Below are 24,608 nucleotides of genomic sequence, written 5' to 3' on the forward strand. Positions count from 1 at the left end.
GACTGTGGGGTGCCGATTGCTGGCCGGCGGCCCGGTCAGGGCGCGACGACGATCGGGGCGTCCACCGCCAGGGGTCCGCTGTCGAGCGGCACCAGGTTCAGTCCGAAGAGGAGTTTCTGCTTGATGTTCCGGTGCCGCCCGAGGGTGCGCAGCGGCTCCTTGGTGCGTACCCCGGTCTCCTGGTCGGTGGTGGTCACCACGCAGCGGTCGCACGGCCCGGCGGCCTGGAACATCCGGTCGCCGATGCGCACGCGCCGACCGACCCAGTCGTCCTCGGCCCAGGCCGGCGCACCGTCGACGACCAGGTTGGGTCGGAACCGGGTCATCGGCACCGGTTCCTCGCCCACCTCGGCCAGCCAGTCGTTGAGGGCGTCGAGGGAGGCGGCGTTCGCCAGCAGCACCGGGTAGGCGTCGGCGAAACTGACCTGGTCACCGGTGTCGTGTTCGCGGGTCCCGGCGGCCAGGTGGCGGGTCGGCTGGGCCAGCCAGACCAGTCGGACCGGTCGGCCGAGCAGGGCGCCGAGCCAGTCGTCGGCTGCTTGGCCGGCCGGCAGCGCGGGGACCGGGAAGGTGCGGCTGCGGAAGGTACGGACCGCTACCGGTTCGCCGCCGGCCGGCTCGGGCACGTCGAGGTCGGGTTGCCCGTCGGCGCGCAGCGACAGACCCCCGGGGCGCACGGAGGCGCGCAGGTCGACAAGCCGGGTCGTTTCCCGCTGGGTGACGCCGACCCCGTCGGCGTCCACGACCATCCAGCGCCGGTCGCCGGCCAGGCCCCACTGGTGCACGAACGCGCCGTCGTGGTCGAGCCGGTGACAACCCTTGATGGGGTACGTGTGAATCGAGGTCAGCCGCACCCGGCTACCATGCCACGCCGATCCCGTCGCCCGGGTACCAGTGGTTGGCCGGGCTCTCCCGGTAGGCGAGGAACCGCCGGCCGGTGCGTTCGGCGTGTTCGGCGAGCACGTTGGTGCTGGTGACGTTGTCGGTGAGCAGGATCGCGCCGGGGGCGAGCTTGGGCTCCACGGCGTCGAACTCACGCTTCTCGTGGGCGCGGCTGTGGTCGCTGTCGTGCAGGAACAGGTCGACCGGGCGGTCCAGCGCGCCGATCGAGGCGATCGAGTCGCCGATCACCAGGTCGACGACCTCCGACCACGGCGCGACCCGGGCGAGGTAGCCCGCCTCGGGGTTGATGTCCAGGGAGGTGACCCGGCCCGGGTGCCCCTCCTGGGCGTTTCGCAGCAGGGCGGACGCCAGGACGACGCTGCCGAGTCCCTTGTCGACACCGGTCTCGACGACGTGGGTGGGGCGGGTGGCACGGACGATGGCGTACCAGCCGATCCGCCGGGCGTAGCGGATCTCCTTGTCGGCGAGGCCGCGCCGGTCGGAGGCGGCGATCGCTGCCAGGAGGTGCTGGCGCAGTCCGTCGTCCGACTCGATCTCGCCGAGGTACGCCCGTACCTGTTTGACCGGGATGTCGCAGACCACGCTGACGAACCAGGCGAGGTGGTTGCGGCTCAACGAGGTGAGGTCGTACGTGTAGTTGTGGTGCTCGCGGGAGGTCAGCAGCCAGCGCGCCGAGCGGCGCAGCACCTTCGCGTCGTGCCGCGCGATAGTGCGAAGCCTCTTGGGAAAGGCGGCAATCGGGGCGAGTGGAGTACGCGCGACGGCCCGTCGGAGCTTGATTCGATCCACGGGTGCCGTTGTAGCAGGGTTCGGGCGGCAGCGGGAGGGTCATCGCGAAAGCCGATGGCTACGTTGATCCCGCCCACCGTCGGGGCAGCAGAATAGGGCCTGGGAAGCGCTCCCGGGCCGGCGTTACCGGCAGTCCGTCCGGACGCAGGGCCGGGTTCGCCGCACCGGTCGGCAGGCATACGATGCCCGAAAGGACGAGGGTGCACGACAGGCACCCGCAATCAGTAGCATCGCTGGCATGTCTGGTGCTCAGCGGTACACCGATGCCGACACCGAATTCTTCGATCCACACGCAGCCGATCCGCACGAGGATGTCCCGGCCGGAGGCAAGCGGCGACGTCGTGGCCCTCGCTGGCGTCGTGTCCTCGTCATCTGCCTGGTAGTCGCGGCGATCCTGGGCGGCGGCAGCATGATCGGTGGCGCCCTCTATCTCCGCTCTGTCGAGAAGGACATCGACCGGGTGGATGCCTTCGCCGACGTTCCTGAGGAGGGGCGTCCGCAGGCGGTGGCCAACGGCGCTATGAACATCCTGATCCTGGGAAGCGATTCCCGCGACCCGGAGAGCACGGGCGGCTCGCGCACGGACACCATCATCGTCGCGCACATCCCGAAGGACCGGTCCAGCGCGCAACTCGTCTCGATCCCTCGGGACACCTGGGTGAACGTGCCGAAGGCGAAGAACGGGGGGCACGGCGGCCGCGACGCGAAGATCAACGCAGCGTACGCCTGGGGTGGCATTCCGCTGATGGTGCAAACAGTCGAATCGTTCACCACGGTGCGAATCGACCACGTCATGATCGTCGACTTCGCCGGCTTCAAGGAAATCATCGACGCCCTGGACGGCGTCGACATCAACGCGGAGAAGTCGTTCACGTCGATCCACCCGCCGTTCCGCAAGTTCGAGCAAGGAGTGCAGCGGATGGACGGTGAGACGGCCCTGGACTACTCCCGCCAGCGCAAACAGTTCGCCGACGGCGACTTCGCCCGCATCCGTCACCAGCAGCAGGTCATTAAGGCCATCCTCGACAAGGCCGTGTCCGGCGGCATCGTCACCAATCCCGGGCGGCTCAACTCCTTCGTCAAGGCGACCTCGAGCGCCGTGGCGGTGGACGAGAAGATGTCCCTCGTCAGCATGGCGACAGACCTGCGGAGCCTCCGCGGCCGTAATCTCACCTTCGTCACCAGCCCGACGAAGGGCACCGGCCGAGTGGGCAGCGAGAGCGTCGTCTTCGCGAACACCGAGAAGGCAAAGACCTTCTACGATGCCGTGCGCCGGGACTCCGTCGACGAGATTCTCGCCAGCGCCAAGTAACACCCCGGGCCGGCGGTCGTTGCCGGCCGCCGCCTTGTCTCGAATTACGGACCGGTCAGGTCAGCCGGCCCTCACGGGGAGGTCCACAATGTCCAATCAGCCCGCTATGTGGCATCGACCGGTACCGGCCGATGACCGCGACGGCAACGCCACCGATGCCCAGGGCGACGGTGAGGGGGACGACGAGGGGAGCCGCGGCGGGAGTCGCCCTCCCGCCTACCAGTTCCCCGGCTACCAACCTGCCGGTTACCAGACTTCCGGCCACCAGACCCCGGCCTTCCCATCGCCCGCCGACCGGCGCTCGGCCCCACCAGCACCGGCACCCGCGCCTGCGCCCGCGCCTGAAAAGCACGAGCCTCGCGCCGGCCTGGACACGACAGCTGTCCTGCCCTACGCCGGCTCGCGCGCCTCGACCCGGACCCGGTGGCTCCGGGCCTGGATGATGACCGCGCCGATCGACGTCCTGGCACTGCTGACGCCGTTGCTTGTCACTCAGCAGTACTGGCGCGGCACCCTGGCCATGACGGTCCTGACCGTGATCGTCTTCGCCAGCGGCGGCCTCTACCGGGCACGACGGCACGTGAGCTTCCTCGACGAGGTGCCGAGCCTCTGCGGGCGTCTGTTGGCCGCGGCGTCCGCGGTCGCCATCGTCGCGGCGATGCGCCACGAATCCGCCGAGTACGTCTTCGGTTTCACCCGCGGTGTCGCCGCGTCGGCAGGGCTGGTCATCCTCGGGCGGGCTGTCACCCGCGAATTCGCCATCGTCGCCCGCAAGCGCCGGTGGGTCGAGCACAACACCATCATCGTCGGCAGTGGCCCCACCGCCCTGGAACTCGCCCGGCTCCTGCGCCGCTACCCCCAGTACGGCCTGCGCTTCGTGGGTTGTGTCGACACCCCGGACGGCCCGTCGGCGCTGCCGCTGATCGGATCCCTCGACGACCTCGACAGCCTCGTACGGCTGCGCGAGTGCGACGTGGTGATCGTCGCGGACGCGAACTGCTCCGAGACCTCTCTCATGGAGATCCTGGCCCGGCCACGGACGGCGGAGTGCGACCTGTGGGCGGCCACCCCCCTCTGGGGGTCCCGTTCGCACGGCGACCACATCGGCGCGGTCCCGGTCGTCAGCATCGGCGACATCACCCTCTCCGGCCCGCAGTCCGCGCTCAAGCGCGCGTCGGACATCGCCTTCGCCTCGGTGGCGCTGCTCCTGCTGAGCCCGGTGCTCCTCATCTGCGCGGTCGCCACGCTCATCGACGGCGGCCCCGGCATCTTCTTCTACCAGGAGCGCATCGGTCGGCACGGTCGACCTTTCAACATCATCAAGTTCCGGTCCATGCGCCCCGTCGACGAGCACGAGTCGCAGACCAACTGGTCCATCGCCAACGACCGGCGGGTCGGGCCGATCGGTCGGATCATGCGAAGGACCTCCCTCGACGAGCTCCCGCAGCTCTGGAACATCCTCCGTGGCGACATGAGCGTGGTCGGCCCCCGGCCCGAGCGCCCCTACTTCGTCGAGAAGTTCTCGGCCGAATACCCCCAGTACGCGATGCGCCACCGCGTCCCGGTCGGGCTCACCGGCTTGGCGCAGGTCAGCGGGTTGCGCGGCGACACCCCGATCTCCGACCGGGCCCGCTTCGACAACTTCTACATCGAGAACTGGTCCCTCTGGCTCGACGTCAAGGTGGTGCTCCGTACGGTGACCGAGGTGTTCCGCGCCGGCGGCCGCTGATCCGCCAACGCACCGGCACACCGCCGGGTACGGCTACGGCCGTACCCGGCGGCGGTGTGCGGTCGTACCCCCAACGCATGGAGAACGCAATGCCGAACGTATCCGTCGTGATCCCCACCACGGGCCGCCCCAGCATCGCCGACGCGGTGCTCTCCGCCCGATCCCAGCAGGGCACATCCGTACACATCGTGGTCGTCTGTGACACCCCGGAGGTGCCGCAGACGGTGCGGAACCTGGGGCAGCACATCGACCGGGTGGTCTGCACCGGCGGCGGCCGACGCGGGTCGTACGCCCGCAACCTCGGAGTCACCCACGCCATCCCGGGCAGCCACGTCGCGTTCCTCGACGACGACGACACCTGGCTGCCGACCAAGCTGGCGGCACAGGTGCCCGCGCTCGAGCGGGTCGCGGCGGCCGGGTTCCGCCCCGTCGTGTCATCCCGGATCCTGCAACGCAAGGACGGCGCCGAGCCGCTGCCGACACCGGCCCCCGCCGAGGTGATCCCCGACGGCATGCTGCCGGAGGACTACCTGTTCCGCCGCCGTCACCTCGGCATCGGCCGGCAGTCACTGCCCACGTCGACGCTCCTGACCACGTACGAGTTGGCGACCGAGTGCCGCTGGGACGAGACGCTCCCCCGACACCAGGACTGGGACTGGCTGGTCCGGGTCGCCCGGCTGCCCCGGGTGAAGATCGTCCAGGTGGAGGAGGCGACGGCGATCTACACGGTGGGCAGCCCCGGGTCGATCTCGGCCGGCGCCGACTGGCGTACCTCGTGGCACTGGGCCCAGCGTTGGGAGGGAGTGTGGGCGCCGGGGACCTTCTCGGACTTCATCGCGGCCCAGACCCTCCGCTACGCTCTCCAGGCCCGAGACCGGGAGGGCGTGCGGGAGATGGTGCGGGCGATCCGCCGCAACTCACCTCCGTCGGCCCGGAACGCGGTGCTGGCGGCGCTCGGGCTGGTGCCCCGATCGACCCTGGAACGGGTCGCCATGCGCAAGTCGAAGGCCACCAGCAGCCCCACTCGACCGCTTGAGACCGAACGGCCACACTGATGCGTCTGCACTTCGTACTGCCGCAGCTCGAGCCGTACTACGGCATGGAGCGCGCCGCAGTCCTGGTGATGCGTGGGCTCGCCCGTCACGGCGTGGAGGTGTCCGCGACCGTTCTGTCCCGGGGAGTTCCGCACGGGCTCGACGATCTCAACGTCGACACCCTGGACCTCGGGTCGCGGCTCACCCGGCTGGTGGAAGCTGTACCCCCGCTGCGCCGCCGGCTGCGGAGCCTCCCCCCGGACGTGGAGGTCGTCGCCAGCGGGTTGTGGGGCAGCGTGCCCGTCGGGGCGGCTCTGGCTGGCTCATCTCGGACCTTCATCGCCTGGGAGCACTCGCTGCTGCCCGAGCGAATGCGGGCCGACCGTCGGGTGCGGATGCTCGCCCGCGCGTCCGGGTTCGGTGCCCTCCGGCCACGGCTGGTCGTGGCGGTGTCCGACGGCGTCGCCCGGACGGTGCGCAATCTGCACTCGGGGTCGCGCGTCGTCACGATCCCCAACCCGGTGCCGACCGCGCCGTTCGTCCCGCCCCGGCCGGTCGCCGACCCGGCACGGGTCCGGCTGGTCACCACGGGCGCGCTCCGCCCGCTGAAGAACCACCTGTGCGCGATCGACGCACTCGCGGAACTGCCCACCGCCTACCACCTGACGCTTGCCGGAGACGGCGAGGAGCGGACACTGCTGGAGACCCGGGCGCGCGAGCGCGGCCTGGCGGATCGGGTGACCTTCCTCGGCCGGATCCCCGACGTCCGCGGGCTGCTGACCGACGCCGACCTGCTCGTCCACCCGTCGCTGGCGGAGACCTTCGGTTTCAGCCTCGTGGAGGCCGCCGAAGTGGGACTCCCCGTCGCCGCGATGCCCGTGTCGGCCGTCGACGAGATGGTGCCGGACCTGGTGCCCGGCGTGCTGACGACGGCCCCGACCTCGACCGCCCTCGCCGAGGCGATCAGGCACCTGACGGGTTTCGGCCGGCCCGGGCCCGTCGAGTTCGAGAAGGCCTGGCACGCCCGCTCTGTCGCCTTCGATCCGGCCCGGATCAGCCGACAGTGGGTGGAGGCGGTACGACGATGACCCTCGCCCAAGGAGCAGTCGACCTCGTGGGCGAGCCGGACCGCAGCGCGTCACCACGTCATCGGGCGCCCCGCCGAGGTGACGCCTTCCTGCGCAAGTCCGGCAGATTCTTCGTGGGAACCCTGCTGCGGACCCTCGCCCAGGGAGCACTCTTCGTGCTGCTGGCGCGGGAGATGCCCATCGACACGTACGGCCTCTTCGTCGGCATCACGGCCTTGGTGGCGGTCATCTCGCCGTTCGCGTCGGCCGGAGCACCGAGCCTGATCTTCCAGAGCCATGCCGACGCGCCCGCCGAGTGGGCCCGGCACCTGGCCCGAGGGCTGCTGCTGTCGGTGGTTTTCGGTGCTGGTGCGACAGTGCTGGTCGCTGCGGCGGGCGCGCTGATCTGGGGTGCCCAGGCGAGCCTGATCGACCTCTTCTGTCTGGCCTTCGCCGATCTGGTGGCCTGGCGCCTCATCGAGGCGGTGGCCGCCTCCGTTCAGGCCCGGGGCCGGATCCTGCTCGCCTCCGTCATTCCCGCATTGCTGCAGGTCTCCCGGTTGGTCGGGGTCATCGTGCTGGCCGCGGCAGCCGGCCCGGTCACCCTGCACGCCTGGGCCGTGACCTCGGTGCTGCTGTCGACGGTGGTGTGCGTGGCAGTGGTTCTGGGTGGTCTACGCGGGTCAGGTCGGACTCCGCTGGAAGTCCGGGGATCGTTGGCGCAGGCGCGGACCGGCATGCTGTTCGCTGTGGGTCTGTCCGCTCAGACCGTGTACAACGATCTCGACAAGGTGATGCTCTCCAAGCTGGGGACCACGGAGAGCGCGGCCATCTACGCCGCGGCGTACCGCGTCGTCGACTTCGCGTACACGCCCGCCCGGTCGATGGCGGCTGTCGCGTATCCCAACTTCTTCGAGGCCGGGCGTAACGGCCCTCGAGCCGCACTGCGGCTCACACGCAAGCTGCTGCCGCGCTACCTGGCGTTCAGCGTGCCGGCATCCCTTCTTCTCGTCGCGTTCGCCTGGATGATGCCAGTGGTCTTCGGCCCCGAATACGAGGCCGCCACCCTTGCCCTGCAGGGCCTGAGCGCACTGCTGGTACTGAAGGCGATCCACTACCTCGCCGCCGACACCCTGTCGGGCGCCCGAATGCAAGGACGCCGGACGGTGGCCCAGATTGCCGTCGGAGTGGTGAACGCCGGCCTGAACGTCTGGCTGATCCCGGCGTACGGGTGGCAGGGTGCTGTGGTGTCGAGTCTGGTGTGCGACGCTCTGCTCGCCGTCCTGCTGTGGGGGTGCCTCGTCGCCGCCCTGCGACGCGATCCGCCCCGCGACGCCGAAGCTGAGGCGGCATCGGCAGCTGACCGAGAAAGGGTCTGACGTGACCACCATCTTCGGTGTCCTACTGACCGTCGGTGGCATCGCGGTAGCCCTGTGGTTGGTACGGATCCGGCGGAACGTCGCCGCTGCCTTCGGCGACCGTGCGAGCGCGGCCGCTCTGGTCGGATTCGCCGTGCTCACCAACGCGGCGCCCGCGCTCGTCGGCAGCCACAGCTCGGTGCTCATCGGCGTGCTGCTGGTCGCTCTACTGGCCTGGCTGGTGTTCTCCGGCCGGGCGGTGCTGCGCGGACCTTCCGACGTGTGGCTGCGGATCTCCATCGCGATGGCCGGGGCGCTGCTGGTCTGGTCCGCCGGCGTCGACGCCCTCACCGGAAACGGGTTCTACGGTTCGCGGCTTCCGGCGTACGGGGCTGCGGCGCTCCTGCTGCTCGCCATCTGGTTGATGGCTGCCCGCACCGCGGTGAGCGTCCGGGCGATGGCCTACACCGGGCTGGCGGTCCTGGCGCTGCTGACCATCCCGACCGCCGTGTACGAGCAGTCGTGGCGGATCTGTACCGGCGGGAAGCTGGAAAAGTGCTCGATGGCCGGGGCACTGTTCAAGAGCTTCTACAACTCCGAGAACTATGTGGCGATGCTCGCCTCCTTCACGCTGGTTGCCGCGTTCTGCGCGATGCGCCGCCGTGAGCTGGTGGTGACGACGTCGTTCTGCCTGCTGGTGATCGTCGCCACCGGCTCCCGCACCAGCTACCTGGCCGTCGGGGCGGTCTGCGCCTGGGTGCTGGCGGCACTTCTCGTACAGCGTCTGCGACCGAGCCTGCGGATCCCCTTCGCGATCTGCGTCGCGCTCGTCGTGGGCGCACTGACGGCTGCCACGTACCTGACCTGGAGCGCGTCGAAGACCACGCTGAGCAACCGGGGCAACATCTGGGTCGCCGCCCGCGACTACCTCAGCGGTCGGGAGGCCGTCGGCGTCGGCGTCTCGAAGTGGTTCCACCTCCAGGACATCGGAGCGGCACCCACCCACTTCTTCCACTCCGGGTACGTCCTGGTCGTCTTCTCCGGCGGGCTGGTCGCACTGACCCTGTTCGGCCTCTGGATGGCCACCCTGATGCACCGGAGCGTCGAGGACGGGCAGGCGTTCACCGCCAAGGCGCCGCTCGTACTTCTGATCGTCTACTCGTTCACCGAGGTCGTCTGGAACCCACTGTCGGTGGACGGGCTGACCTGGATCGTCGTGCTGCTGACCCTCACCGCGTCGGTGTCCGCGCCACCCGCGCGCACTCCGGCACCGGGGCCGGTGGACCTGGTGGACCGACCGGCACCCCTGGCCGGGCTCCGGCGACTCATCGGCCGGCAGGACAGCCGGGCCGCCGCTTTCAACTGAATCCGCGAAGCGCAAGCCAGGCCCCGCGACCCCCGGCACCCGACCGGGCCGTTGCGGGGCCTGACCACTACCCGCCGGCTATCGGAAGCCCCTGGAAGGCCAGCAGACCGGCCCCGGTGGCGTTCACACACCAGGGCCCGGCATCGCCCCGGTAACTCAGCCGGGCTGCGCCGTCGGCCGGGCCGGACAGGCTCAGCACGAGCCGCCCTCCCTCGCGGTATTCGACGCCGGTGACGGTGGCGGTGCTGCCGTCGATGGTGAAGTCGGTGCCCGCGCCGGCCTGCACGGTCAGCGGGTCCGGGTTGCGGAGCAGGACGATCACCTCGGTACGCCGGGCATCGGTGAAGGCGGCCGACCGGGGGTTCGGGGCCGCCACGCCCTCGCCGGGGCCGCGGTGGATGTCCCGGGCCGCCACGGCGAACGCCTGGTCGCCCAACTCGCGGTAGCCCCGTTCCCAGGCGAAGTGGCAACCCTCCCGGCCCGACAGGGCCGTTGTCGACAGCACGGTCACCTTCAGGGTGTCGGCCATCCGTCGCTGGGCCTCCCGCAGCGGGCCGCCGGAGGTGTTGCCGCACGGTGAGCTGCCGACCTGGACGACGTAGTACCGGGTGCCACCGTCGACCCGGAAGCCCACCTCCCGACGCCAGTCGGTCAACAGCGCGGTGAACCCGGCGACGTGCCCGGCGGCGTCGTTGTTGTCGGCCTCGCCCTGGTACCAGAACACCGCCCGGACCTCGCCGATGACGTTGGCGGCGGTGAGTCTCTGCCGCAGGCGGCCGTAGTTGGTGCGCAGGTCGCCGGGACTGCGGTCGTTGCGTTGGAAGAACGACACGACCTTGCTGCTCTCCGCGCCGTTGATCACGGCTACCGGCACCTGGTAGGTGTCCATGAGTCGGTGGGCCGCGCGAATCCCCCACTGGCCGACCGAGCCGGGCTGCCGGACGGTACCCGAGACGGCGTAGTTCCAGGTACGGTCCGCGCCGGAGAGGACCCGGTCCCCGGTCGTCGAGCCGAAACTGCGGACGTACGGGGACTCCTCGCCGATCGACGAGCCCAGGTGACTGGCCGCCACCGCGTTGGACTGGCCCTGGATGACGTACACGTCGCCGGACACCACGCCCTCCCACAGGGCGGCCCGCCGGGCGACGCCATCGCCGAGCACGTGCAACTCGAATCGGTACTCCCGAAGCGCTGCGGCGATCCGCTGCCGGAACGCGAACTCACCGCCGGCCCCGACCGGCACCGTCTCGTCCCAGCCGTCAGCCCCGCTGACGACCTTGAGGCGTACGGCGCGGACCCGCGGATCGGTCGCCTTGCCGGCCACCGGCACGACCGCACCGCCGGCGGCGTCCCGGGGGTACAGCTGCCGATCCCGAGGGTGCTGGCCGACGGTGAGCACCGACGCGCGGGCGTAGACCGTCAGGCGACGTTGGATGTACGTGCCGGCGTTACCGGCGGCCGTCCAGTCGGGCTGACCGGCGGGGGCGGTCCCGATGCCCACCGACAGCGGCTGGTCGTCCGAGGTGAAGCCGTTGACAGCGAGAACCGTCTGCGGGGCCGCCGGCGCCGGGCGGGTGGCCGCGACCGCGTGCACCTGGAAGGAGCCATACCCGATCGGGGAGTACACGTCGTCGTCGGCGTCGTATCGGTCGGTGGCGGCACCGGGGATCTGGCCGGAGCTGGCTGGCCCGTACTTGTTCGGCCACATCTCCAGATAGCCCGTGAGACCGGTGCCGGTGGCCAGGCCCGGCGCGTTGGTGGCGACCTCCAGATCGGCGATCCGTTGCCGGACGATCTGACCGGCCCGGGTCGGCAGGCCGAGGCGCCGAGCATCGGTGGTGAACGGCGACATCGCGGTCCACACCCACTGCGTACCGGTCGGGCCGGTCAACTCCAGGCAGTAGCCGATCCGGTCGAACCCGCCGGCAACCACGCCGGCCCGGTCGAACGAGAGAGCCATGGGCCGCTTGGGGTCGTTCCGCTCGGGCAGGTCGAGGGCGCTGACGGGGGTGAAGCCGGCCATACCGTGCGCGTTCGCGGCGCAGGCGGTGCCGTCTATGGGCGCGGTGGGGGGCGGGGTGTCCGCGTCGGCCGCCGACCAGGCCGCGTCCGGCGCACCGGACTTCGACGGCGACAAGCCGAACACGGGGACGGCCGCCAGGAGCAGGACGACCACCCCGAAGCCGATCCAGGCCGGCCGGGGCACCGACTGGAGGCGGGCCCACGGAGGGTGGGGACGGAACACCCGGGAACCTCCACAGTGTGGGCAGCGTGTCGTGCCCAGATTAGGCGATGCGCCGTACCCCTCGACGCCGGCACGACCTCCGGCCGAACCGGAGCCGATCCGGGGCGTAGGTCGGTCCCACTGTCTGAAATGATGCCCGCCATGGCCGCAACGAGCACGACACCGGTGGCGGGTAACCGCTCCGCCGGTGTCGACCTCCTCCGGATCGTCGGAATCGCCGCGGTTGTCGTGGGCCACGTCTGGAGCGACACAGTGACCCGGGCGTCCATCTACACCTGGCATGTTCCCGTGTTCTTCGTCCTGACCGGCTACTTCTGGTCGCCCGGCCGACCCCTCGGTGGGGAGCTGCGCAAGCGGTGGACGAGCCTGGGCGTGCCCTACGTGGTGTGGTTCCTCATCCTGGTAGCGGCACTGCTCGCCGCGGACGCCGCGACGGGCCAGGTCGCGCCGGGGACTCTCGGTGACGCGCTCTACGGCGGCACGGCTGCCGTACGACCGTTCTCGGCCTTCTGGTTCGTCTCGGTGCTCTTCATCGCGGCGGTCGCGTTCCGGTGGTTGGAGCGGTTTCCCGCCGCTGTCGCCTGGGCGGTCGCGGTGGTCGGCCTGGTCACCGCGTACCTCGCGCCCAGCGTCGTCACGGCCGGCCCACTCGGGCTCTTCCTGGTCCCGGCGTGCCTGGTCTTCGTGCTGGCCGGGCGGCTGCTGCGCCGGATGCGGCCACGCCTCCCGGCCCGTGCCGGTGCGGCGTCACTCTCGATCGGCGTGGGGTTCGTGCTCCTCGGCCTCAACCGGGACCTGGACCTCAAGGCCGGCGACTTCGGCTCCCCGGTGCTGGGGGTGCTGACCGCGATCCTGATCAGCGTCGGCCTCATCCGGCTCGCCGAGGAGCTCGACCTGCGCATCGGCGTACGGGCGTCGCGGGTGATCGGTCGACTGGCCGGCTGCGGCATCGCCGTCGTGCTCAGTCACGCGGGCATTCTGTGGGTCCTGCAAACGCCGAGGGCCGGCCGGGTGGTCGACCTGGTCGCCGCTCTCGTGGTCCCGTGGGTGTTCGCGTGGATCGTCATCAGCACGCCGCTGGGCCCGTGGTTGACCGGCACCCGGATCGGCGGTTCCGCGCGGGCCGCCAGCCGCGTGGCGCCTCGGCCGGGCGCCCCCCAGACGCACTAGAAACGGCTGTTGCGCCGCCGCGCCAGGAGCATCGCCACCGCCACCACGATGGCCACCGCGAGCGCGCCTCCGGCCGCGGCGATCACCGGCACGGCCCAGCTCGACCCGCCTGAGTCGTCGCCGGACCCCCGGCTGTCGACGGCCGCCTGTCGATACGACTGGGCCAGCAGGTTGGTCGGGGAGTTCCGCGCGGCCTCGTCGAACCGGGCGATGGCTGTCGACTCGTCTCCGGCGAAGTACGCGTCGAGGCCGCTGCGGTACTGGTTGTCGGCCTTGCCGAGCGTGTTGGCGACGCCGCCGGCTTGAAGGAGGGCGGTCATGGTGGAGACCGGCACGACGAGGCGGTTCGCCTTGTCGGGCCGCAGCACGTCGTTGTCGAGCATCCCGACGACCCGGCCGCTCGGGTCGATGGCGATCCCGCCCCGCGAATAGAGCCCGAGATCCTCGTTGATCCGGTACGGGTTCAGTGGTGTCGAGGTGTCGACCCCGGTCACGGTCACCGACTTGGACAGCACGGTGTAGGTGGCGGCGCGGAAACTGGTGTCGGTGGTGCCGTAGCCCAGGACGAGCAGTGACGTCTCCGGGCTGATGCTGGCCGACGTGTTCAGCTCCGCAGTGGGTAGGTTCTTCTGCTCCAGCTTGACCAGGGCGACGTTTCCCGCCTCGATCGGGAGGGCCCGGACGACGGTGCCGGGAATCGCCGGGCTGTCCGTCACCTCGCCCTTGGCGATGTTGAGTTGCCCGTAGAGCCGGGACTCCGGCTGATCGGCGGCATTCGCGCCGGTGAGGATCGAGGTGTTCAGCCGGCTGCGGGTGTAGGTGCTGGTGTCCTTGGCTTGCAGGCTGCCCTCGGCGACGAGCCGATTGGCCACGGCGTTCAGGGCGCTACCGACCAGGACGTCCGGGGTGGGCTGCACGCATTGGCTGTTGGTGAGGACGTGCCCCTCGTGTTGGACGACCACACCGCTACAGCGTCGGCTGAAGGTCACCGGCGCCTTGTTCAGCAGGGCGCCATCGGCCTTGTTGCGGACGTACCCGGTGAACATGACCTCCACGAAGACCATGGACGGCCCGGCGACGGCCAGTGCCCGCTCCTCGGGGCTGCGCAGGGCGGCCTGTGCCCAGGGCTTGAGGCCGGGGGCGAGCGGGGTCGCGGCGGGGAAGCCGCTGGAGGTGGCGGTCGGCGGGGTCTCCGGCTCGCCGGGCTCCTCCGAGCTGAGGGCGTAGATGCCGGCGCCGCCACCGACCACGGCCACCAGGGCCAGCGCGGCCACACCGGCCCAGAGGCCGGTACGCCGCTTGGGCGGGGCCGAGGGCTTGATCCGTCGTACCGGGGCGGCGTACGGGTCGAACGGGGGCACGTCGGCCGGTGGGCCCGACACGGTGGCCGGTACCGGGGCGACGTCGTGGCCGGCCGGCCCGGCGGGCGAGGCGGGTGCGCTCGACGCCGGCGCGGCCGAGACGGGATGGGCTGGCGGCTGGTTCGGGATCGCGGCCGACTGCACCGCCCACGGGGCGTGCGGCATGTCGACGACCGGCTGCGGCACGCCCGACACGGGTTGCGGCACACCGGAGACGGGCTGCGGCACGCCAGAGACGGGCTGCGGCACGCCGGACACCGGCTGGGGAGGGGCGGAGACGGGTCGGGGTGCGGCGGGCACCGGTTGGTACTCCACGCCGAGCGCGCGGAACAGCTTCTCCGGGGCGGGTCCGGCCTCGGCGGCGTACGCCACCCAGGGCGCGGCTGCCGAGAAGTCGGCGTACGTGATCGGGGGGCCGTCGGGCGACTGGGCGAGCGTGTTCGCGACCTCGGCGAACGCCTTCCGCCAACCGGGGGCGGCGGCAACCGTCGCGTCCAGCACGGCCACGCTCACGAACCGGCCCTGCTCGTCGATGGCGGCCCAGGCCTTGCCCACTGGTGAACCGCCCAGCAAGTGGGTGAACCTGTAGGGGCCTTCCGGCTGCATGCCAACTCCTCCGCTCGACCGCCAGGCGCATGGTACCGACCGGTGCCACAGTCAGTCGCCCGGCGGTCACCCGTCAGCTCGATACCGCCGTCACCTCTTGCTGATCACGACCACTGGCTCCGGTCCGGACGTGACGCGTTGCACGCGATAGTCGGCGAGCGCCGCCTGCCACACCGGCTCACTCGGGTGGGTGTACGCGCGGACCAGCCAGACCCGGGTGCCGGGCGGCTGTTTCGCGGCCTGGGCCAGAATCTCGTCGAGGGCGTCCTTGATGGACGGCGTATCGGCGGCTTTCGGGAGGATCACATCGCCGCGGGTGGGCATGGTGACTGTCCAACCGACGGTGCCGGTGACCGGCGCGACCAGCTCCAGCGGGTCCTGGTCGGAGTAGAGCGTGAACCCGAACCAGGCTGGCCCGCTGACCACGACGAGGTCGTGTGGCCCCTTGTGCGCCGCGACGTACCGGGTCGACGATCCGATGTCGGTGATGGCCTGGTGTGCCCGCCAGACACCGGGTTCGTCGCCGTCCAGGCGGTACCAGCGGTGGTTGACGGCGGTGAAGCTGGCGAGCAGGACGGCGCAGGTCACGGCGGCCACCACGCCCTGTGGTGGCCGGGGCAGCCCGCGGCGGACCAGGACGACGGTCAGGTCGGCCAGACCGACGATGCCGACGCCGACCACCAGGCCCGCCACCACGATCAGGAAGTGGGACGTGCGCGGGTCGAGCAGGGGGTAGATCCCCGCGACGCCCAGCCCGATGGCCGCCACCGGCAGCAGGAGGACGGCGATTGCCGGGGCCGCGTGTCCGCGTCGGAACAGTGTGAGGACACCGAGCACGAGGAGGACGGCAAGGATCGGCACGGGTGCGCCGAGCATCGGCGACAGTGCCTTGATCTGCCGCACGAGGTGTGCGGGCAGTTCGGAGACGCTCGGCAGGAAGGCGTCCCAGTAGTCCCGCATGGCGTCGCTGTTGCCCCGGGCGGACACTCCGAAATAGACGGCAGCGACGAGCGCGCCGGCGACCAAGCCGGCGACGGTCGCCTCGACAGTCCTCGCCCACTCCCGGCGCACGGCGACGGAGACCAGCAGCCCGCCGAGGACGCAGACCGCGACGATGGCGGTGGTGTGACTCAGCAGCATGCCCAGGCCCACCGCGGCCACCATCACCGCGAGTCGCCGCCGAGACCAGGAGCGTTCCGTCCAGGTGGCCAGGGCGAGCAGGCAGACCGCCACGGCGGCGTCCGCCGTGTACTGCTTCAGGTCGTGGCGGGTCTGCTGGACCGGCAGGAGCAGGACGGTGAGCCCGGCGACGACGCCGACGAGGATGCCCTGAGCGCGCTCGGACGCCAAGGATCGGCCCAGAAGGTAGGCCGCGACAACTGTCAGCAGTTGGAAGCCCAGGGGTACGACCCGGAGGTGGTCGACGTCCGGGACCAGTCGGAGCAGGAAACTCCAACCGATCGGGCTCGACGAGGTCGTCACCGGCAGGTCGGCAAGGGGGAAACGGACCGAGAGCGCGACCCACGCCTCGTCACCCCAGTACTGGGCTGTCAGCCATGACCGGATGTCGTTGACGACGAGGAAGGCCCCGATCAGAGCGATGATCGGCGCGGCCTCACCGACCGTCGCCCGGACGCGCCGGGCGGGTGCCGGCGGAGTGACGCGAATGGGCGGGGCGTCCTCGACTGCGACCACGACGCTCCTTCTCGCTGGCGCGATCCTGCTCGCGCTGGACGCCCGCATGTTACGAGTCGTGACGGCTGAGCGGGGGGCGGGGGTGACCCGAGGTGGTTGTCTATGAAAGTTTCTATGCATAGAGTCAGCTCATGAATGAAGGAGCTGTCGCGGCACCCGCTGACCGGGTGCTCGACCTGTTCCAAGGGGTGCGGCTCACCCCCACCCAGCGGCGAATCGCGCACTGTCTGGTGCAGCACGCCCCCGGCGTGGCGTACCTGTCCGCCGCCGAGGTCGCCGAACTGGCCGGCGTGAGTCAGCCGTCGGTCACCCGGTTCGCCGTCGCGCTCGGCCACGACGGTTACCCGGCGCTGCGCCGCCGGCTGCGGGACCTCACCGGCTCGACTCCGGGCGGATCGACGGACGGCGGAAACGAACTCCAGCAGGCGGTACGTGCGGAGATGGGCAACCTGGACCGACTGGCCGGTCAGCTCGCCGACCGGGACCGGATCGCCGAGACCGGGCGGTTGCTCGCCGGGAGTCGCCCACTGCCGGTGCTCGGCCTACGCGCCGCCGCGCCGCTGGCCGCGTACTTCGCCTACTTCGCTGCGAAGGTGCACCCGGACGTACGGGTCCTCGACGACGGCGGCAGCCTGCTCACCGACCGCCTGGAGCAGGCGGCCGAGGCCGGGGCGTCCGCCGTTCTGGCCTTCGTGCTGCCCCGCTACCCCCGGGAAACCCTGGACGCGCTGCGCGACGCCCGCCACGCCGGGTTGACAGTGGTGGCGATCACCGACTCGCCGGTCAGCCCGGCCACCGAGCACGCCGACGTGGTGCTCGCCGCCGCGGTCGGCGCGCAGCTCGTCTTCGACCTGCACACCGCCCCGATGACCCTGGCCATGGTGCTGTTGCAGGCGATCTGCGACGCCGCGCCGGCCGACACCCAGCGCCGACTGGAGGCGTTCGAAGCCTCCGCGGCCCGCCGACAGTTGTTCCTCGGTTGACCGGAGGAGAACCAGAGATGACCCAACCCATTCGTGCCGCACGGGGCAGCCAGCTCACCACCCGCGGGTGGCAGCAGGAGGGCGCCCTGCGGATGTTGATGAACAACCTCGACCCCGAGGTGGCCGAACGCCCCGACGACCTGGTGGTCTACGGCGGCACCGGCAAGGCTGCGCGGGACTGGCCGTCGTACCACGCGTTGGTCCGCACGCTGACCGACCTGCGCGAGGACGAGACGATGCTGGTGCAGTCGGGCCGCCCGGTCGGGGTGATGCGCACCCACGAGTGGGCGCCCCGGGTGCTGCTGGCCAACTCGAACCTGGTCGGGGACTGGGCGACCTGGCCGGAGTTCCGCCGCCTCGAACAGCTCGGCCTGACCATGTACGGGCAGATGACGGCCGGCTCGTGGATCTACATCGGCACCCAGGGCATCCTCCAGGGCACCTACGAGACGTTCGCGGCGGTGGCCGCCAAGAGGTTCGACAGCACCCTCGCCGGCACGCTGACGCTGACCGCCGGCTGCGGCGGAATGGGCGGCGCGCAGCCACTCGCGGTCACCATGAACGGCGGCGTCTGCCTGATCGTGGACGTGGACCGCACCCGGCTCGACCGTCGGGTGCACGACCGCTACCTGGATGAGGTCGCCGACTCCCTGGACGACGCGATCGCTCGGGTCCGCGCCGCGAAGCGGGAGCGCCGGGCCCTGAGCGTGGGAGTGGTCGGCAACGCTGCCGAGGTCTTCCCGGAGCTGCTGAACCGGGGCGTCGAGATCGACATCGTGACCGACCAGACCAGCGCGCACGACCCACTGGCGTACCTGCCGGTGGGGGTGGAGCTGGCTGAGGCCCGGGACTACGCCGCCGCGAAGCCGGCCGAGTTCACCGACCGGGCCCGCGCGTCGATGGCGAAGCACGTCGAGGCGATGGTCGGCTTCCTCGACGCCGGCGCAGAGGTGTTCGACTACGGCAACTCGATCCGGGGTGAGGCGCAGCTCGGCGGCTACCAACGCGCCTTCGACTTCCCGGGCTTCGTTCCCGCGTACATCCGGCCGTTGTTCTGTGAGGGCAGGGGCCCGTTCCGGTGGGCGGCGCTCTCCGGTGACCCGGCCGACATCGCGGCCACCGACCGGGCCATCCTCGACCTGTTCCCGGAGAACGAGTCGCTGGCCCGCTGGATCAAGCTGGCCGGTGAGCGGGTCGCCTTCCAGGGCCTGCCGGCCCGGATCTGCTGGCTCGGTCAGGGCGAACGGGACAGGGCGGGCGTGCGGTTCAACGACATGGTCGCCTCCGGCGAACTCTCCGCCCCGGTGGTGATCGGCCGGGACCACCTGGACACCGGCAGCGTCGCGAGCCCGTACCGGGAGACCGAGGGGATGGCCGACGGCTCCGACGCCATCGCCGACTGGCCGCTGCTCAACGCCCTGGTCAACACGGCCAGCGGGGCTTCCTGGGTGTCCATTCACCACGGCGGCGGGGTGGGCATCGGCCGGTCGATCCACGCCGGGCAGGTGTGCGTGGCCGACGGCACCGCCCTCGCCGGTCAGAAGATCGAGCGGGTGCTCACCAACGACCCGGCGATGGGCGTCATCCGGCACGTCGACGCCGGCTACGAGAGCGCCCGCGAGGTCGCCGACCACACCGGGGTCCGGGTCCCGATGACCGAGGGCGAACCCGCGTGACCGACGACCTTTCCGCCCGGTTCCGGGCCCTGTGGGACGAGATCGCGCCGGTCGGGCGGGACGCCGACAGCGGCGGCTATCTGCGGTACGCGTTGACCGAGCCGGAGCGGGAGCTGCGCGCCTGGTTCCGGGCGCAGGCCGAGCGCCGTGCCATGCCGGTCACCGAGGACGGCAACGGCAACCTCTTCGCTCACTGGGGTGACCCGGGAGCGTCCGACGCGGTGCTCACCGGCAGCCACTTCGACTCGGTGCCGCACGGCGGAGCGTACGACGGGCCGCTCGGCATCGTGAGCGCGTTCCTCGCCGTGGACGAGCTGCGCGCCGCGGGCGTCACCCCCGGCCGGCCGCTGGTGCTGGGCGCCTTCGTCGAGGAGGAGGGAGCGCGCTTCGGCGTACCGTGTCTGGGGTCGCGGCTGCTCACCGGGGCGCTGTCGGCCGAACGCGCTGCCGGCCTGCGCGATGCTGGCGGGGTGAGCTTCGCCGAGGCGCTCGGCGACCGGCCGGCGGGCGCCCGCCCGGAGTTGCTGGGCCGGTTCGGCGCCTTCGTGGAGTTGCACGTCGAACAGGGCCGCGCGCTCGTCGACACGGACGCGCCGGTCGCGGTGGCCAGCGCGATCTGGCCGCACGGCCGGTGGCGCTTCGACGTCGTCGGCGAGGGCAACCACGCGGGCACCACCCGGATGGCTGACCGCCGCGACCCGATGCTGACCTACGCGTTCACGGTGCTGGCGGCCAACAAGGAGGCCCGGCTGCGCGGCGCGCACGCCACGGTGGGCCGGGTCGCCGTCGAACCCAACGCCACAAACGCGATCCCCTCGAAGGTGACCGGCTGGCTGGACGCCCGGGCGGCCGACCCGGAGACGCTGACCGGGCTGGTCGACGCGGTACGCGGCAAGCTCGCCGAGCGGGCCCGCCGCGACGGTACGACGGTGACCGTCACCGAGGAGTCGGCCACCCCGGTGGTCGCCTTCGACGGCGGGCTGGCCAAACGGCTGGCCACCCTGCTCGACGCACCGGTGCTGCCCACCGGGGCGGGGCACGACGCCGGGGTGCTCGCCGCGCACCTGCCCACCGCGATGCTCTTCGTGCGCAACCCGACCGGTGTCTCGCACTCCCCCGCCGAGGCCGCCACGGACGACGACTGCGCGGCCGGGGTCCGGGCGCTGGCCCGGGTGCTGGAGGAGCTGACATGCCGGTGACACCGACCCGCTGGCTCGCCGAGTACGCCTGGCTGCCCGAGCACGCCGAACCCACGCCCGACGTGCTGATCGAGGTCGAAGGCGGCCGGATCACGGCGCTGACACCGCTGACCCCCGGCAGCAGGCCACCGGCCGGGGTCGAGGTGTACGCCGACGCGGTGCCGCTGCCCGGCCTCACCCTGCCGGGCCTGTCCAATGTGCACTCGCACGCCTTCCATCGGGCGCTGCGCGGGCGCACCCACGGTGGGCGGGGTGACTTCTGGACCTGGCGGGACCAGATGTACGCCGTCGCGGACCGGCTGGACCCGGACACCTACCTCGCCCTGGCCCGGGCCGTCTACGCCGAGATGGCGCTCGCCGGGATCACCTGCGTGGGCGAGTTCCACTACCTGCACCACCGACCGGACGGCGGCGCCTACGACGACCCGAACGCGATGGGCGCGGCGCTGGTCGAGGCCGCCGCGCACGCCGGGATCCGGCTCACATTGCTGGACGCCTGCTACCTGACCTCCGGCGTGGACGGTCGGCCCCTCGCCGGGCCGCAACGCCGGTTCGGCGACGGCGACGCGGCCCGCTGGGCCGAGCGGGCCGCCGCGTTCCAGCCGTCGGACCCGCACGCCCGGGTCGGCGCGGCCGTGCACTCGGTACGGGCCGTCCCGGCCGATCAGTTGCGCACTGTCGCCGACTGGGCCCGGGAGCGGCAGGCGCCGCTGCACGTGCACCTCTCCGAGCAGCCCGCCGAGAACGACGAGTGCCGAGCCGTGCACGGGCGCACGCCCACCGCGCTGCTAGCCGAGCACGGCGTACTCGGGCCGCACACCACCGCCGTCCACGCCACGCACCCCACCAGCGCGGACCTGTCACTGCTCGCCGACAGCCGGACCGCTGTGTGTCTCTGCCCGACCACCGAGCGGGACCTCGCCGACGGCATCGGCCCGGCCCGCCGGATGGCCGACGCGGGCATCCGATTGAGCCTCGGCAGCGACAGCCACGCCGTGATCGACCTGTTCGAGGAGGCCCGGGCGGTCGAGCTGGACGAGCGGCTGCGTACCCGCCGGCGTGGTCACTTCGCGCCGCTCGACCTGCTGAACGCGGCCAGCGTCGCCGGGCACGCCGCGCTGGGCTGGGCCGACGCCGGGAGGATCGCGGTGGGCTCCCGAGCCGACCTGGTGACGGTACGCCTGGACAGCGCCCGCACCGCCGGGGTGCCACCGGTGGGCGCGTTCTTCGCCGCCAGCGCGGCGGACGTCGAGCAGGTAGTGGTGGACGGCCGGGTGGCGGTGGCCGAGGGCCGACACCTGACCGTGGACGTGCCGGCCGAACTGTCGTCCGCGATCGAGGCGGTGACGCCCGCATGAGCGGCAGCCTGCTGGTCGACAACATCGGGGAGCTGGTCACCAACGGTGCCGGCGAGGGCCCTCTCGGCATCCGCCGCAACGCCGCAGTGCTGGTCGAGGAGGGCCGGGTGGTCTGGGTCGGGCCATCCGCGTACGCGCCGGCCGCCGACCATCACGTCGACGCCGGCGGTGCCGCCGTGCTGCCCGGTTTCGTGGACAGCCACGCCCACCTGGTCTTCGCCGGAGATCGAGCCGCCGAGTTCGCCGCCCGGATGGCCGGTCAGCCCTACACCGGCGGCGGCATCCGGACCACTGTCGGCGCGACCCGCACCGCCACCGACGACGAGCTGCGTGCCACAGTGCGCCGGCTGCGCGGGGAGGCTCTGCGCCAGGGCACCACGACCATGGAGATCAAGAGTGGGTACGGCCTGACCGTCGCCGACGAGGCCCGCTCGCTGCGGATCGCCGCCGAGACCAGCACCGAGACCACCTTCCTGGGCGCGCACGTGGTGCCCGCCGAGTACGCGGACCGCCCCGACGACTACGTGGGGTTGGTCTGCGGGCCGATGCTGGCCGCCGCCGCTCCGTACGCGAAGTGGATCGACGTGTTCTGCGAGCGGGGCGCCTTCGACGTGGACCACGCCCGCGCCATCCTGGCCTGCGGTCGGGCGGCCGGGCTGGGCGTACGGCTGCACGCCAACCAACTGGGCCCCGGCCCGGGGGTACAGCTGGGCGTGGAGCTGGACGCGGCCAGCGTCGACCACTGCACCCACCTGAGCGACGCCGACGTGGCCGCGCTGGCCGACACGGCCCACAGCGACGGGTCGGGCACCCGCACGGTGGCGACCCTGCTGCCCGGCGCTGAGTTCTCCACCCGCTCGCCGTACCCGGACGCCCGCCGGCTGCTCGACGCCGGTGTCACAGTGGCGCTGGCGACGGACTGCAACCCCGGCTCGTCGTACACCTCGTCGATGCCGTTCTGCGTGGCCCTCGCGGTCCGCGAGATGCGGATGACCCCGGCGGAGGCGGTCTGGGCCGCCACCGCCGGTGGCGCGCGGGCGCTGCGCCGCGACGACATCGGTGTCCTCACCCCCGGCGCGCGGGCCGACCTCGTCGTCCTCGACGCGCCGTCGTACCTGCACCTGGCCTACCGGCCCGGTGTCCCCCTGATCCGCCAGGTAATACGCAACGGAGCACCGCAATGACGCACGTGACCATCCAGCCCACCGGGATCACCGCCGACGACGTGCTCGCGGTGGCCCGCGGCGCCGCCACTGTCGTCCTCGCCCCGGCCACCATCGACGCGATGGCGACCAGCCGGGCCATCGTGGACGGCATCGAGTCGTCGGGCCGTCCCGTCTACGGGGTCTCCACCGGGTTCGGCGCGTTGGCCAACACCTTCATCGCCCCGGAACGGCGGGCCGAGCTGCAACACGCGCTGATCCGTTCGCACGCCGCCGGGGTGGGCGCCCCGATGCCGCGCGAGGTGGTCCGGGCCATGATGCTGCTGCGGGTCCGGTCCCTCGCCCTGGGCCGTTCCGGGGTCCGGCCGCTGGTCGCGGAGGCCCTGGTCGACCTGCTCAACCACGACATCACCCCCTGGGTGCCGGAGCACGGCTCGCTGGGCGCCTCCGGTGACCTGGCGCCGCTGGCGCACTGCGCGCTGGTGCTGCTCGGCGAGGGCTGGGTGCTCGGCCCGGCCGGTGAGCGGCAGGACGCGGCCGACGCGTTGACCGCCGCCGGGCTCAAGCCGATCGAGCTGGCCGCCAAGGAGGGGCTGGCGCTGATCAACGGCACCGACGGCATGCTCGGCATGCTGCTGCTGGCCATCCACGACGCGGCGCACCTGTTCGCCATGGCCGACGTGACGGCAGCGCTGGCCATCGAGGCGATGCTCGGCTCGGAGCGGCCGTTCCTGCCCGAGCTGCACGCGATCCGGCCACACCCCGGTCAGGCGGCGTCGGCGGCGAACATCCACCGCCTGTTGCAGGACTCCCGGGTGATGGACTCGCACCGCGACGACCTGGCGCACGCCGTGCAGGACGCGTACTCGATGCGCTGCGCGCCGCAGGTGGCCGGCGCGGCCCGCGACACACTGGACTTCGTCCGCACCGTCGCCGGCCGGGAGCTGGTGTCAGTGGTGGACAACCCGGTGGTGCTGCCGGACGGCCGGGTCGAGTCGACAGGTAACTTCCACGGCGCACCGCTCGGCTTCGCCGCGGACTTCCTCGCCATCGCCGCCGCCGAGGTGGGCGCGATCGCCGAGCGGCGGGTCGACCGGCTGCTCGACGTCACCCGCTCCCGGGAGCTGCCGGCATTCCTCTCCCCCGACGCCGGGGTCAACTCCGGGCTGATGATCGCCCAGTACACGGCGGCCGGGATCGTCGCCGAGAACCGTCGACTGGCCGCCCCCGCCTCGGTGGACTCGCTGCCCACCAGCGGAATGCAGGAGGACCACGTCTCGATGGGCTGGGCGGCGGCCAAGAAGCTGCGTACCGTGCTGGACAACCTGACCAGCCTGCTCGCCGTGGAGCTGCTGGCCGGCGTGCGCGGCCTCCAGTTGCGCGCCCCGCTGGAGCCGTCCCCGGCCGGCCGGGCGGCCGTCGCCGCGCTCGGTGCGGCAGCCGGCGAGCCCGGCCCGGACGTGTTCCTCGCCCCGGTGATGGAGGCGGCCCGTGCCGTCGTCGCCGGGCCGGACTTGCGCGCCGCCATCGAACGGGAGGTTGGCCCGCTGGGCTAGTCTCCGGCGGGTCGCTGTCGTCCGCCGCGGGTCAGGCG

General features: G+C 71.9%; 18 protein-coding genes. 13 read left to right on the top strand and 5 right to left on the bottom strand.

Annotated elements, in window-relative coordinates:
• Positions 1-35 precede the first annotated feature (35 nt).
• Positions 36-854 carry an MOSC domain-containing protein gene (locus FB453_RS01585; protein WP_145786965.1) on the bottom strand — a complete coding sequence of 273 codons (819 nt, stop codon included), beginning with the start codon at positions 852-854 and terminating at the stop codon, positions 36-38.
• 4 nt (positions 855-858) lie between these two features.
• Entirely contained in the window at positions 859-1,692 is an 834-nt protein-coding gene (locus FB453_RS01590) for an O-methyltransferase (protein WP_145786967.1), read from the bottom strand.
• A gap of 409 nt (positions 1,693-2,101) precedes the next feature.
• Between FB453_RS01590 and FB453_RS01595 the strand changes: the two genes are divergently transcribed.
• The 6 genes from FB453_RS01595 (at position 2,102) to FB453_RS01620 (ending at position 9,558) form a co-directional block, all read left to right on the top strand.
• Complete coding sequence (locus tag FB453_RS01595; RefSeq protein ID WP_225855092.1) at positions 2,102-3,004, top strand: LCP family protein; 903 nt, start codon at positions 2,102-2,104, stop codon at positions 3,002-3,004.
• 88 nt (positions 3,005-3,092) lie between these two features.
• Positions 3,093-4,733, top strand: coding sequence for a sugar transferase (locus FB453_RS01600; protein WP_486480121.1), 1,641 nt, complete (start codon positions 3,093-3,095; stop codon positions 4,731-4,733).
• Positions 4,734-4,822: 89 nt separating this feature from the next.
• Positions 4,823-5,788, top strand: a complete 966-nt coding sequence (locus FB453_RS01605; RefSeq protein WP_170158710.1) for a glycosyltransferase family 2 protein — start codon at positions 4,823-4,825, stop codon at positions 5,786-5,788.
• Entirely contained in the window at positions 5,788-6,855 is a 1,068-nt protein-coding gene (locus FB453_RS01610; RefSeq protein WP_145786970.1) for a glycosyltransferase, read from the top strand. The genes FB453_RS01605 and FB453_RS01610 overlap by 1 nt, the downstream gene beginning before the upstream one ends.
• Before the next feature lie 26 nt (positions 6,856-6,881).
• Positions 6,882-8,213, top strand: coding sequence for an oligosaccharide flippase family protein (locus tag FB453_RS01615; protein ID WP_186717991.1), 1,332 nt, complete (start codon positions 6,882-6,884; stop codon positions 8,211-8,213).
• Between the two features lies 1 nt (position 8,214).
• Positions 8,215-9,558, top strand: coding sequence for an O-antigen ligase family protein (locus FB453_RS01620; RefSeq protein ID WP_145786974.1), 1,344 nt, complete (start codon positions 8,215-8,217; stop codon positions 9,556-9,558).
• 67 nt (positions 9,559-9,625) lie between these two features.
• Here the strand turns inward: FB453_RS01620 and FB453_RS01625 are convergent, their stop codons facing one another.
• A complete protein-coding gene (locus FB453_RS01625; RefSeq protein ID WP_186717993.1) occupies positions 9,626-11,803 on the bottom strand; it encodes a sialate O-acetylesterase in 2,178 nt (725 codons plus the stop codon).
• Positions 11,804-11,944: 141 nt separating this feature from the next.
• Here FB453_RS01625 and FB453_RS01630 point away from each other — a divergent pair, with 141 nt between their 5' ends.
• Positions 11,945-12,973, top strand: a complete 1,029-nt coding sequence (locus tag FB453_RS01630) for an acyltransferase family protein (protein WP_186717995.1) — start codon at positions 11,945-11,947, stop codon at positions 12,971-12,973.
• Here the strand turns inward: FB453_RS01630 and FB453_RS01635 are convergent.
• Together FB453_RS01635 and FB453_RS01640 are read right to left on the bottom strand one after the other, a co-directional pair.
• The gene (locus FB453_RS01635; protein WP_145786980.1) at positions 12,970-14,940 is read right to left on the bottom strand and encodes a trypsin-like peptidase domain-containing protein; all 1,971 of its coding nucleotides are present in this window, start codon (positions 14,938-14,940) and stop codon (positions 12,970-12,972) included. The genes FB453_RS01630 and FB453_RS01635 overlap by 4 nt on opposite strands.
• A 90-nt stretch (positions 14,941-15,030) precedes the next feature.
• The gene (locus FB453_RS01640) at positions 15,031-16,635 is read right to left on the bottom strand and encodes a DUF6541 family protein (RefSeq protein WP_145786981.1); all 1,605 of its coding nucleotides are present in this window, start codon (positions 16,633-16,635) and stop codon (positions 15,031-15,033) included.
• A 131-nt stretch (positions 16,636-16,766) separates the two neighbouring features.
• Between FB453_RS01640 and FB453_RS01645 the strand changes: the two genes are divergently transcribed.
• From FB453_RS01645 to hutH, 6 genes are read left to right on the top strand one after another with little or no spacing between them, the layout of a single operon-like run.
• Complete coding sequence (locus tag FB453_RS01645) at positions 16,767-17,618, top strand: MurR/RpiR family transcriptional regulator (protein WP_145786983.1); 852 nt, start codon at positions 16,767-16,769, stop codon at positions 17,616-17,618.
• Positions 17,619-17,635: 17 nt separating this feature from the next.
• Entirely contained in the window at positions 17,636-19,294 is a 1,659-nt protein-coding gene (gene hutU, locus FB453_RS01650) for a urocanate hydratase (protein WP_145786985.1), read from the top strand.
• The gene (locus FB453_RS01655; RefSeq protein ID WP_145786987.1) at positions 19,291-20,493 is read left to right on the top strand and encodes an allantoate amidohydrolase; all 1,203 of its coding nucleotides are present in this window, start codon (positions 19,291-19,293) and stop codon (positions 20,491-20,493) included. Before hutU ends, FB453_RS01655 begins: the two co-directional genes overlap by 4 nt.
• Positions 20,484-21,851, top strand: coding sequence for a formimidoylglutamate deiminase (locus FB453_RS01660; protein WP_145786989.1), 1,368 nt, complete (start codon positions 20,484-20,486; stop codon positions 21,849-21,851). The genes FB453_RS01655 and FB453_RS01660 overlap by 10 nt, the downstream gene beginning before the upstream one ends.
• The gene (hutI, locus tag FB453_RS01665) at positions 21,848-23,035 is read left to right on the top strand and encodes an imidazolonepropionase (protein ID WP_145786991.1); all 1,188 of its coding nucleotides are present in this window, start codon (positions 21,848-21,850) and stop codon (positions 23,033-23,035) included. Before FB453_RS01660 ends, hutI begins: the two co-directional genes overlap by 4 nt.
• Positions 23,032-24,570 (top strand): histidine ammonia-lyase, encoded by a 1,539-nt coding sequence (hutH, locus tag FB453_RS01670; protein WP_145786993.1) that lies wholly within the window; start codon positions 23,032-23,034, stop codon positions 24,568-24,570. Before hutI ends, hutH begins: the two co-directional genes overlap by 4 nt.
• The last annotated feature ends 38 nt before the right edge of the window (positions 24,571-24,608 follow it).

This window comes from Micromonospora sp. CNZ322 (assembly GCF_007827755.1).

Bases quoted from the DNA above. Each gene is read 5' to 3' on its own strand.
- FB453_RS01595 (WP_225855092.1), top strand. From the start codon at position 2,102: ATGATCGGTGGCGCCCTCTATCTCCGCTCTGTCGAGAAGGACATCGAC.
- FB453_RS01600 (WP_486480121.1), top strand. From the start codon at position 3,093: ATGTCCAATCAGCCCGCTATGTGGCATCGACCGGTACCGGCCGATGAC.
- FB453_RS01605 (WP_170158710.1), top strand. From the start codon at position 4,823: ATGCCGAACGTATCCGTCGTGATCCCCACCACGGGCCGCCCCAGCATC.
- FB453_RS01610 (WP_145786970.1), top strand. From the start codon at position 5,788: ATGCGTCTGCACTTCGTACTGCCGCAGCTCGAGCCGTACTACGGCATG.
- FB453_RS01630 (WP_186717995.1), top strand. From the start codon at position 11,945: ATGGCCGCAACGAGCACGACACCGGTGGCGGGTAACCGCTCCGCCGGT.
- FB453_RS01635 (WP_145786980.1), bottom strand. From the start codon at position 14,940: ATGCAGCCGGAAGGCCCCTACAGGTTCACCCACTTGCTGGGCGGTTCA.
- FB453_RS01645 (WP_145786983.1), top strand. From the start codon at position 16,767: ATGAATGAAGGAGCTGTCGCGGCACCCGCTGACCGGGTGCTCGACCTG.
- hutU (WP_145786985.1), top strand. From the start codon at position 17,636: ATGACCCAACCCATTCGTGCCGCACGGGGCAGCCAGCTCACCACCCGC.
- FB453_RS01660 (WP_145786989.1), top strand. From the start codon at position 20,484: ATGCCGGTGACACCGACCCGCTGGCTCGCCGAGTACGCCTGGCTGCCC.
- hutI (WP_145786991.1), top strand. From the start codon at position 21,848: ATGAGCGGCAGCCTGCTGGTCGACAACATCGGGGAGCTGGTCACCAAC.
- hutH (WP_145786993.1), top strand. From the start codon at position 23,032: ATGACGCACGTGACCATCCAGCCCACCGGGATCACCGCCGACGACGTG.